The organism is Streptomyces sp. NPDC002055, assembly GCF_040296705.1.
GTDB lineage: Bacteria > Actinomycetota > Actinomycetes > Streptomycetales > Streptomycetaceae > Streptomyces.
The window spans coordinates 149,474-159,984 of sequence record NZ_JBEOXS010000013.1; the positions used below are offsets into that span (position 1 = coordinate 149,474).

General features: G+C 71.6%; 11 protein-coding genes and 1 rRNA gene. 2 read left to right on the top strand and 10 right to left on the bottom strand.

All coding sequences use genetic code 11. The features are described 5' to 3' along the window. Window positions 1-450: 450 nt before the first annotated feature. Both ABT112_RS10885 and ABT112_RS10890 read left to right on the top strand, forming a co-directional pair. Window positions 451-1,239: an ECF subfamily RNA polymerase sigma factor, BldN family gene (locus ABT112_RS10885; RefSeq protein ID WP_351507882.1), complete on the top strand. Its 789-nt coding sequence runs from the start codon at window positions 451-453 to the stop codon at window positions 1,237-1,239. A gap of 218 nt (window positions 1,240-1,457) precedes the next feature. Continuing rightward, window positions 1,458-2,660, top strand: coding sequence for a DUF5667 domain-containing protein (locus ABT112_RS10890; protein ID WP_351507884.1), 1,203 nt, complete (start codon window positions 1,458-1,460; stop codon window positions 2,658-2,660). Window positions 2,661-2,868: 208 nt separating this feature from the next. On the opposite strand, the gene ABT112_RS10895 is transcribed toward ABT112_RS10890, so the two are convergent. The 10 genes from ABT112_RS10895 to rrf all read right to left on the bottom strand — a co-directional run. Further along, window positions 2,869-3,267, bottom strand: a complete 399-nt coding sequence (locus tag ABT112_RS10895) for a hypothetical protein (protein ID WP_351507886.1) — start codon at window positions 3,265-3,267, stop codon at window positions 2,869-2,871. A 79-nt stretch (window positions 3,268-3,346) separates the two neighbouring features. After that, on the bottom strand, window positions 3,347-4,357 hold the full coding sequence (locus ABT112_RS10900; protein ID WP_351507888.1) for a lysophospholipid acyltransferase family protein: 1,011 nt from the start codon (window positions 4,355-4,357) through the stop codon (window positions 3,347-3,349). 1 nt (window position 4,358) lies between these two features. After that, window positions 4,359-5,411 carry an NAD-dependent epimerase/dehydratase family protein gene (locus ABT112_RS10905; RefSeq protein ID WP_351507890.1) on the bottom strand — a complete coding sequence of 351 codons (1,053 nt, stop codon included), beginning with the start codon at window positions 5,409-5,411 and terminating at the stop codon, window positions 4,359-4,361. A gap of 207 nt (window positions 5,412-5,618) precedes the next feature. Continuing rightward, the gene (locus ABT112_RS10910; RefSeq protein WP_003948845.1) at window positions 5,619-5,717 is read right to left on the bottom strand and encodes a 30S ribosomal protein bS22; all 99 of its coding nucleotides are present in this window, start codon (window positions 5,715-5,717) and stop codon (window positions 5,619-5,621) included. A gap of 111 nt (window positions 5,718-5,828) precedes the next feature. Further along, window positions 5,829-6,038 (bottom strand): helix-turn-helix domain-containing protein, encoded by a 210-nt coding sequence (locus ABT112_RS10915; RefSeq protein WP_351507891.1) that lies wholly within the window; start codon window positions 6,036-6,038, stop codon window positions 5,829-5,831. Between the two features lie 127 nt (window positions 6,039-6,165). Next, the gene (locus ABT112_RS10920; RefSeq protein WP_351507893.1) at window positions 6,166-6,981 is read right to left on the bottom strand and encodes a phosphatase; all 816 of its coding nucleotides are present in this window, start codon (window positions 6,979-6,981) and stop codon (window positions 6,166-6,168) included. A 160-nt stretch (window positions 6,982-7,141) separates the two neighbouring features. Continuing rightward, window positions 7,142-8,314 carry an acetoin utilization protein AcuC gene (locus ABT112_RS10925; protein WP_351507894.1) on the bottom strand — a complete coding sequence of 391 codons (1,173 nt, stop codon included), beginning with the start codon at window positions 8,312-8,314 and terminating at the stop codon, window positions 7,142-7,144. After that, window positions 8,265-9,536, bottom strand: a complete 1,272-nt coding sequence (locus ABT112_RS10930) for an MFS transporter (RefSeq protein WP_351507896.1) — start codon at window positions 9,534-9,536, stop codon at window positions 8,265-8,267. Before ABT112_RS10930 ends, ABT112_RS10925 begins: the two co-directional genes overlap by 50 nt. A 43-nt stretch (window positions 9,537-9,579) precedes the next feature. Continuing rightward, window positions 9,580-10,227 (bottom strand): HAD family hydrolase, encoded by a 648-nt coding sequence (locus ABT112_RS10935; RefSeq protein WP_351507897.1) that lies wholly within the window; start codon window positions 10,225-10,227, stop codon window positions 9,580-9,582. A gap of 200 nt (window positions 10,228-10,427) precedes the next feature. Next, window positions 10,428-10,511 (bottom strand): 5S ribosomal RNA (gene rrf, locus ABT112_RS10940); the annotation flags it as partial.

Here is a 10,511-nt window from a genome sequence, read left to right on the forward strand (position 1 = left end):
GACGGTCCGGTCACCGCCCCGCCGGACCGGCCTGCAACGACGAGGAACTGCCCCGCTCCGCCCGGAGATCCGGCCGCACTCAGGGCAACGACCCCGCGGACCGCACCGCCCGCTCCGGCCCGGCCGTGCTGCGCCGGTGCGACGCGCGGCCATTCCGGCCTTCTTACCCCCCGCGGCTCCCCGCCAGTCCCAATGCCGCCGCATCGCCACAAGTTGACCCGCGATCGAGCAATTTGCGCAGCGAATCGATCGCTCTGCGCACTGCGTTCTCTACGCAATCGGTCATCAATCCATAACAGAGCGCTCCGAAGCGGTGATTTGAGCAACTCGGTGTAGCACTGCCTGTACGAAGCGTTATTCTCCTCAGACGCAAACGGGTACCCGCACGTCGCTACGACGGGTGAATGTATCCGTACTGCACGTGATGGAAGCTCTGCCTCTGGGAGTCCCGTGTACCCACACGTCGGGGTTGACGCCTCGGGCCTGGCTACGCTCCGCGCGACGGTCGCCGACCATCTGCGCGGCTTCGTCCCTGCCGCGTACGCCGTCCCCGCCTTCGCCGTGCCTGTCCCTGCCGCCGGACCCACCGGACCCGTCGGCCCCGCCTATGCCCTCGCCGAGCGCACCGCCGCGGTCGGCCGACGCACCCGGACCGGCGCCCCCGCCGCTCGCCGCCCAGCCGCCGACAGCGACAGCCGTCGCATGATGGACCTCGTCGAACGCGCCCAGGCCGGCGAGGCCGAGGCCTTCGGCCGCCTCTACGACCAGTACGCCGACACCGTGTACCGGTACATCTACTACCGGGTGGGCGGCAAGGCCACCGCGGAGGACCTCACCAGCGAGACGTTCCTGCGCGCCCTGCGCCGGATCGGCACCTTCACCTGGCAGGGCCGCGACTTCGGCGCCTGGCTGGTGACGATCGCCCGCAACCTCGTCGCCGACCACTTCAAGTCCAGCCGGTTCCGCCTCGAGATCACCACCGGCGAGATGCTCGACGCCAACGAGGTCGAGCGCAGCCCCGAGGACTCGGTCCTCGAATCGCTGTCCAACGCGGCCCTGCTGGAGGCCGTCCGCAAGCTCAACCCGCAGCAACAGGAGTGCGTGACCCTGCGGTTCCTCCAGGGCCTGTCGGTCGCGGAGACCGCCCGGGTGATGGGGAAGAACGAAGGCGCGATCAAGACGCTCCAGTACCGGGCCGTCCGGACGCTGGCGCGGCTGCTCCCCGACGACGCCCGCTGACCACCACGACAACCCCTACGGTGACCCAACATGACCCCCCGGTCCGATCATCGTCCGCGCGTAACCCGACTGCCGAGCTGCTCGTTGTCCGGATTGCAGGCTCCCTCTAGTCGTCCCCTGATCGCTTCTGCTCACTCGATCGAGTGGTTGCGCTCAAGGTGCGCAACCTTCCATCCATGCCGGGGAGTCGAGGGTGATGACGAGAGGAGGTGCCGCCTGTGATCGCAAACGTATCGGCGCACCGGCGGGCGAACGCCTTCGCCCACGTCCTGGACGAGCAGGCTCACCAGGACAGGACGGCCGAGCGGTCCGACGCCACGGCGGACATCCGGCAGGACCAGCTGCTCGCCCTGGCGGGCGGGCTCGGTCGGCTGCCGAAGCCGGAGCTGGATCCGGACGTCAGGACGGTGCAGCGGGCACAACTGGTCGCTGCCATGGAGGCGATGCTCGCCGAGGGCACCGCGAGCGAGGGCCCGGCACTGCCCGGCCAGCGCTCCGGCCAGCACTCCGGCAAGGGCGCCCACCGGGCCGGACCGGGCCGGTCGCTCCGTCCGCGGTCCCGCTGGTCGAAGGGGCTCGCCGCGGGCGGGCTGACGGTCGGTGTCGCGGCCGGGGCGTTCAGCGGTGTGGCCGCGGCCAGCTCCGACGCCCTGCCCGGGGATTCGCTGTACGGGCTCAAGCGCGGCATGGAGGACATGAAGCGCGGCCTGGCGGACGGCGATTCCGACCGGGGCAAGGTGTATCTGGACCAGGCCTCGACGCGGATGTACGAGGCCCGCAGGCTCATGGAGCGCGGCCGCGCCGGTGACCTCGACCACGAGTCGCTGGGCGAGGTCCGCCGGGCACTCTCCGGCATGCGGCACGACGCCTCGGAGGGGCACCGGCTGCTGTCCCAGGCCTACGCGCAGGACGGCTCGCTGGGCCCGATCCAGACCCTGGAGTCCTTCTCGGCCTCGCACCGGCGCAGTTGGCGGGAGCTCCGCGACCGGCTGCCCGCCCAGCTCACGGACGTGGGCGACCAGGTGAATTCGGTCTTCGACGCGATGGACGAGGAGGTCGGCCCCCTGAAGTCGCTCCTCCCCACCCCGCCCGGCGGGGACGACGCCCGGACGGACTCCGGCCGCTCCTCGGGCCCGACCGGTTCGCACAGCCGGTCACGGCAGTCCGAGCCCGCGACCGACGCCCCGTCCGAGCGGCGGCGCGGCAAGGAGAGCAAGCCGCACCCGTCGGAGTCGCGACAGTCCGAGGGCGGGCTCATCGACGGCGCCGACGATCTGCTCGACCCGCCGAAGGCCAGCCCGTCGCCCTCCGGCCGGGACAGCGGCAAGGGCAGCGCCCCGGCCAAGCCGGACGTCACCCTGCCGCCCGTACTGCCCGGCCTGCTGCCGGGCCTGGGCATCGAGGGCGAGGACGCCCGGTAGGCAGCACCGCGCCTGCCGCCCCTCGCCCGGCGGTTCCCGCTCTCCGGACGGCGTCCGGTCCCCCGCGCTACGGCGCCGGAGGACCGGGCGCCGTTCGCCATGCCGGCTGTGCCCGGGCGGCTGCATACGGGCGTCTTCCATAGAGAGCGGCTGCGCTCCGGGGCGGGGGCTGTGCGGAGGCACGGCGCCAAGGCGTTCAGGGCGTCCGTCAGTGATCGGCCCCGGACCGGCCGCCGCCCCCGGACCAGGAGCCGGTGTCAGCGTGGGCAGCGCTCCCGCGCCCGCTGCCGTCCTCGCGACCTGCGCCGCCTCTGCCCTCGGGCCGGCGCAGCCGGACCACGCCGGCGTCCAGATCCACCGAGAACGGCGGCTCCTCCGCGGGGCGGACGTTCTTGCGGACGCGTTCCTGCTCCATGGCCCTCTTGTTGGCCTGCGCCTGCGGACTGGTGCCCTGCAGGAAGTCGGCGCCGATCCCCGACAGCCCCTTGCGCTTGCGCCAGTAGATCCAGCCGCGGCGCTCCATCCATAACAGCAGGCGATCGGCGAGGAACCCGGCGGCGCCCAGGGCTGCGAGGGTGCCCGCGATGAAGATGATGTCGTTTGCCACATCCGGCGAACGGCCCTGCCGGACACGGCGTTCCCGGCCGTCCGCCGCCCGGGTACCGGACTCAGGCCGGAAGAACAGGTCAGAAGAAGACCGACCGCCGCTGGACGAGCAGCTTGTACAGCGTGTGCTGAATCGTTTCCCGGACCTGGTCGGTCAGGTTGAACATCAGCATCGGGTCCTCGGCCGCCTCCAGCGGATAGCCGTCCGTCGGAATCGGCTCGCCGAACTGGATCGTCCACTTCGTCGGCAGCGGTACGGCACCGAGCGGGCCGAGCCAGGGGAACGTCGGCGTCAGCGGGAAGTACGGGAAGCCGAGCAGCCGCGCGAGCGTCTTGGCGTTCCCGATCATCGGGTAGATCTCCTCCGCGCCGACGATCGAGCACGGCACGATCGGCGCCCCCGCCTGCAGCGCGGTGGAGACGAACCCGCCCCGCCCGAAGCGCTGCAGCTTGTACCGCTCGGAGAAGGGCTTGCCGATGCCCTTGAAGCCCTCCGGCATGACCCCGACCACCTCGCCGCGCTCCAGCAGCCGCTGGGCGTCCTCGGAGCACGCCAGGGTGTGGCCCGCCTTGCGCGCCAGCTCGTTGACGACGGGCAGCATGAAGACGAGATCGGCGGCGAGCAGCCGCAGATGACGGTCGGCGGGGTGGTGGTCGTGCACCGCGACCTGGAGCATCAGCCCGTCCAGCGGCAGGGTCCCGGAGTGGTTGGCGACGATCAGCGCGCCACCGGTGTCCGGAATGTTCTCGATGCCCTTCACCTCGACGCGGAAGTACTTGTCGTACACCGGGCGGAGCATGGACATCAGGACCTGGTCGGTGAGCTCCTCGTCGTAGCCGAAGTCGTCGACCTCGTAGTCCCCGGTGACCCGGCGGCGCAGGAACGACAGCCCGTGCGCGAGCCGGCGCTCCCACGGGCCGCTCCGCGGCCCGTCCCCGGCCGCCGCGGCCGCCGCATCGGGGGACACGGCCTGCTCGGGGACGGGCGCCAGCGGCCCCGACGCACGCCCGTTCACCCGGGACTTCGGCTTGGGCTTGCCGCGCCGCGACCTCGGGTCGTCACCGAAGGGAATGACCTTGGCGTCGGCCATGTCAGGTGCGCTCCTCACTGGGGCCGGCGGAGACGAGGTCCGCGAGCCGGTCGACGGTACGGGCGAGGGTCTCGGGCGGCAGCAGCCCGGGGCCGCGGCTGCGGGCGAAGTCGGCGAAGGTCTCGGCGGTCGTGTACTCCGGCCGGAACCCCAGCGTCTCCCGCATCTGCGTGGTCTGCACCACCCGGCCGTGGGTCAGCAGCCGGAGCTGCTCCGGGGAGAAGTCGGTCATGCCGATGGAGCGGAGCGCGGAGCCGACCCAGGTGACGGCCGGGAGCAGCACGGGCGCCGTGGGACGGCCGAGCCGCCGCGCGGTCTGCGACAGCAGCAGCACTCCGTCGCCGGCGATGTTGAAGGTGCCGCTGTTGAGCGTGCCGCGGCGCGGTTCGGACGAGGCGATCCGCAGCACCTCGACGACGTCGTCCTCGTGCACGAACTGCAGCCGCGGGTCGTACCCGAACACGGTGGGCAGCACCGGCAGGGAGAAGTAGTCGATGAGCGGGGACTCGGCCCGGGGCCCGAGGATGTTGGCGAACCGCAGTACGCAGACGGCGACGTCGGGGCGGCGGCGGGCGAAGCCGCGGACGTACCCCTCGACCTCGACGGCGTCCTTGGCGAAGCCACCGCTGGGCAGGGACTTGGGCGGCGTGCTCTCGGTGAAGACGGCGGGGTCACGCGGCGCCGAGCCGTACACGCTGGTGCTGGACTTGACCACGAGCCGCTGCACGGAGGGCGCCTTCTGGCACGCGCCGAGCAGCTGCATGGTGCCGATGACGTTCGTTTCCTTGATCGTGCTCCGGCTGCCGCGGGTGCCCAGCGGGGTGCCGGTGACGTCCATGTGCACCACGGTGTCGACCGTGTGCTCGGCGAGGACCTTGGCGATGGTGGGCTGGCGGATGTCGGCCCGGACGAAGTCCGCGCTGCCGAGATGGTGCTCGGGCCGCACCGCGTCCACTCCGATCACCCGGTCGACACCGGGCTCCCGCTGGATGCGTCGTACGAATCGTCCCCCGAGCTGCCGGGCGACACCGGTGACGAGCACGACTTTGCCCAAGATTCAGCGCCTTCCTTCCACATCCGGATCGCGGCTGGCGTGTTTCTTCCCGCAGCGGTCACCGTATCGGGTGGTTGTTGCGCTGTGGTGACCGAAGGATGCACAGAGCTACATTTCGGCCGGATGCCGGACGCTCTTCCCCCGATACGACGACGCCGCCCTCCCACCGGAACGGCAGGAGGGCGGCGTGTCACGCTCGGCGTTCGCTTACTTCTTGTTGCGACGCTGAACGCGGGTGCGCTTGAGCAGCTTGCGGTGCTTCTTCTTCGCCATCCGCTTGCGCCGCTTCTTGATAACAGAGCCCACGACTACCCTCGCTCACTTCGAATCACTCGGTGCGGGGCGTCCGAGCCCACACTACCTACGTCGGCCCAGCCTACCCGGCGCCGACTGAGGAGCGTAATCCGCGGGTCACCCTCAGGCGGTCTCCACCCCCACATAGGACTCGCGGAGGTAGTCGTGCACCGCCTGCTCCGGCACCCGGAAGGACCTCCCCACCCTGATCGCAGGCAGATGACCGCTGTGCACCAGCCGGTACACGGTCATCTTGGATACGCGCATCACTGTGGCGACTTCCGCCACAGTCAGGAACTGCACCTCGTTCAGAGGCCTCTCGCCAGCAGCCATGACACACCTGAACCTTCCGCACATGACGGTCACCGGCTTCCCCTCCGGTGACTTCGCGTCGCTGTGCGCTCCTCCCCAGATTAGGGGCGTGTGATGCAAGTGGGGAAGAGGAGTAGCGATCGGCCGCCTACTGTGACAGACACGCTCGATTGAGTACATAGCGAGTAAGCGGTCGGTAGTAACCGGACCGCACAGCGTCATCAAGCGGAACAGCCACCGCCACCCGGTCCTCGGCCTCGCCGACGAACAGCGCCGGGTCGTCCGTGCCGGCCGGGCCGATGGCCTCGATCCCCGGCTGACCTGCTCCGCAGACCCAGCCGTGGTCCCCGACGACGAGCGCGGGGAGGAGCCCTCCGGCGTCGGCGGCGGCCCCGAGGGCGGTCCGAACCGGGAGCGGGGAGTGGGTGTGCACGCCGGTTCCACAGCCCTCCGCGGCGCCCCGCCCCGCGCACACCGACGCGTCCCCTCGTGCGTAGGCGAGGGTGCGGGTGCGTACCCCGAACCGGGTCGTTATGTCGATACATCGCCCCTGCGCCGGGGTGAGATCGGGGCATCCCGCCGCCGAGAGAGAGCGGGCCAACGCGGCGTAGAAGCCCAGGAGACGGTGCGGGTGGCCGGTGCCGAGCAGGACACGCGCACGGGCGCGGGCAGCGGCGCGGAGCCGGTCGGCGAACGCCCCGAGATCGGCCGGGGTGCGGTCGGGGTCGATCCGGTCGGGCCCGGACGCCGGCTCCGGGTCGCCCGGGACACCGCACCGGCCGGCCATCAGCCGCAGCGGTTCCGGCTGCCGCCAGGTCCGTTCCGGACCGAGCCCGAGCAGCACCCTCGGGTCACGGGCGGCGACGAGCCGGTGGCTCCGCGGGCCGGTCTCCCGTGAGGTCGCCATGGACCCCGCCAACCGGGCCTCCGGCAGATGGGCACGCAGCGCTCCAGCACTCAACACGCCCACGATGCCGGCCACAAGAGGGCCCCCGCGGCAGGGGACAGGGGCGTGGCAGTCACGGGGACATGGCGGTGACGGTGCCATGGCGGCACCGGGACGCAGTGGCCGGGCTGCGGCGGTGACGGACTACGGCACGGGCGGAGCCACGACGGTGACGGGTCTACGGCAGCAGCCCGTGGGACGGGTACACCGCGCGGCGCGTGGCCAGGATCGCCTGGTCCAGCCGGTCCGCCGGGTCGTAACCGCCGCCTTCGAAGTCCCGCCAGTGCGGTTCCCGCCCGTCCGTCATCCGGTACGGGGCCGGTTGCCGCGTCTTGGCGTACACATGGTGCCGCCACTCCTCCGGCACCTCGGTGGTCGGTGCGATCGGGCGTCCGGCGGCGATCGCCACCAGATGCGTCCAGGAGCGGGGCACGACCTCCACGACCGCGTATCCGCCCCCGCCCAGCGCCACCCAGCGGCCGTCGGCGTGCCGGTGGGCCAGGTCGTGACAGGACTCCGCCACCGCCCGCTGGGCGTCCAGGCTGACCGCGAGGTGGGCGAGCGGGTCCTCGAAGTGCGTGTCCGCCCCGTGCTGGGTCACCAGCACCTGCGGCGCGAACGCCTCGATCAGCTCCGGCACCACCGCGTGGAACGCCCGCAGCCAGCCCTCGTCCCCGGTCCCCGCCGGGAGCGCGATGTTGGCCGCGCTGCCCTCGGCGGCCGTGCCGCCCGTCTCCTCGGGCCAGCCCGTCTGCGGGAAGAGCGTCCGGGGGTGTTCGTGGAGCGAGACGGTCAGCACGCGCGGGTCGTCCCAGAAGGCGGCCTGGACGCCGTCGCCGTGGTGCACGTCCACGTCCACATAGGCGACGCGCTCGGCCCCCAGCTCCAGCAGCCGGGCGATGGCCAGCGCCGCGTCGTTGTAGATGCAGAACCCGGCCGCCCCGCCGGGCATCGCGTGGTGCAGTCCGCCGGCGAAGTTCACCGCGTGCTGCACCTCACCGCGCCAGACGGCCTCCGCCGCCCCGACCGACTGCCCGGCGATCAGCGCCGACGCCTCGTGCATGCCGGCGAACGCGGGGTCGTCCTCGGTCCCCAGGCCGTACGACGCCTCGGCGGACTTCGGGTCGGCCGACGCGCGCCGCACGGCGTCGATGTAGTCCGAGCGGTGCACGAGCCGCAGCGTGGAGTCGCCGGCGGACTTGGCGGACGCCACGTCCAGCGCCCGGTCCAGACCGAACGCCTCGACCAGGCGCATGGTCAGCCCCAGCCGCACCGGATCCATCGGGTGCCCGGGCCCGAAGTCATAGCCCGTTACTGCCTCGTCCCACATCAGCTGTGCGCGGCCGCTCATGCTCGCCACCGTATCGGGTCGATTCGGCGCCGAACGAACTGGCGTACAGGAGTGTCACCAGCACCAGGACCATCGGCACGAGCATCGCCCCGCGGTAGCTCCAGGCGTCCCCCAGCACGCCCACGAGCGGTGAGCCGACCAGGAAGCCGACATAGTTGAAGATGTTCAGCCGGGCGACGGCGGCGTCCGACGAGCCGGGGAAGAGGCGCCCCGCGGCCGCGAAGGTCTGCGGAACGATCACACAGAGCCCCAGCCCGAGCAGCGTGAAGCCGGCCATCCCGACCGCCGCCCCGGGTGCCAGGGCGACCACGGCGAAGCCCGCGGCCGCCAGCACCGTCCCGCCGCGCACCACCGGCACCGCGCCGAAGCGCCGTACCCCGCGGTCGCCGACCGCCCGTCCGAGGAGCGTGGTGACCATGTAGACGTTGTAGGGGACGGTGGCCAGCTGCTCGGAGCTGCCGAGCACGTCCTGGAGGTACTTCGCGCTCCAGTTGGCCACCGTGGAGTCACCGATGTAGACACAGGCCATCACCAGGCACAGGGGCATCAGCACCCGCATCGCGACGGGCGACGGTACGGACTCCCGCGCGGCGCCGTCGCTCTGTCCCGCCGTCAGCGGCACGCCGGCGGACCCGGGTTCACGGGGCCGCGGGACGCGGGCCCGCGCCCCATCGGCGTACCAGTGGCTCGCGACGAGTGCCAACGGGATCAGCACGACCACCACCGGCCCGTAGAGCGCGGCGAGCGGTAACTCCCCCTGTGCACCCACCCAGGCGAGCGAGGCCCCGAGGATGCCGCCGAGGCTGTACGCGGCATGGAAGCCGAGCATGATGCTCCGCCCGTACGCCTGCTGAAGACTGACGCCGAGCATGTTCATGGAGGCGTCCAGCGCACCGAGGGCTAGTCCGAACACGGCGAGGGCCGCGATGAGTTGCAGGAGGCCCCGGCCGGCGCCGACGGCCACCAGAGCGAGCGCCACGACCGGCTGCGCACAGCGGAGCACGGCACTCGGCCGCAGCCTCCGGACGAGGCCCTCGGTCGCCACGCTCCCCACCCCCGCCAGCACCGGAACGGCGGCGAGGAAGACCGGCAGCAGCGCGTCGGACATGCCGTAGCGCTCCTGGATCGCCGGAATGCGGGTCACCAGGAGCGCGAACACCACACCCTGCGCGAGGAATCCGACCGTCAACGAGACCCTGCCGTGCCGCAGCGCTGCGTCCATGGCCGAGGAGCGTACGGCCCGCCGCTACCGCTGGGTAGGCCGTTCACAGCAGGAGTTGCGGCAGCTCTCCCATGCCCGAGAAGAGCGCCGTGGCCCGTCCCTCGAACCGGGCGGGCGGCGTCATCGCGGTGAAGCCGTACACGTCCATCCCGGCCGCGACCGCGGCCTGCACCCCGAGCGGGCTGTCCTCGACGACGGCACACCGCTCGGGACGGACCCCCATGGTGCGGGCGGCGTGCAGAAAGAGGTCCGGCGCCGGCTTGCCCCGCCCGACGTCCTGCGAGCTGAAGATGCGCTCCTCCCCGAAGCGGTCGTACAGCCCGGTCTTGTGGAGGGCCACGCGGATCCGGTCATGACTGCCGGACGAGGCGAGGCAGTAGGGGACACCGTCCGCCGTCAGCTTCTCCAGCACCTCCTCGACTCCTGCGACGGCCTGGAGTTCACGGCGGAAGGCGTCGAAGACCCGGGCGTGGAAGACGTCGTCGAAGTCGGCCGGCAACTGCTTCCCGGAACGCTCCCGCACCAGGTCGTGGATCCGGTGCATGGCCGATCCCATGTAGTCGCGGATCGACTCCTCGTACGTGGTGGGGTGGCCCGACTCGGTGAGATATCCGGCCAGGATCGCGTTCGAGAGCGGCTCGCTGTCCACGAGCACGCCGTCATTGTCGAAGATCACCACGTCGTAGCGCATGCGGGAAGCCTAAACGCAGGTCTCTGTGCGGGAGCTCCGCTCTTCTCCTGCCAAGGTCCGCATCGGGCTGCGGTGTTGGGTGCGGGAAACGGGAATCCGGGCCCCAGGGATACGGGAATCCGGTCCCGGGCGTGCAGGGAAACGGGTCCGGAAATGACTCAACCCCCGGGCACATGCCCGGGGGTTGAGTCTCAATGATTGTTCGGCGGCGTCCTACTCTCCCACAGGGTCCCCCCTGCAGTACCATCGGCGCTGAAAGGCTTAGCTTCCGGGTTCGGAATGTA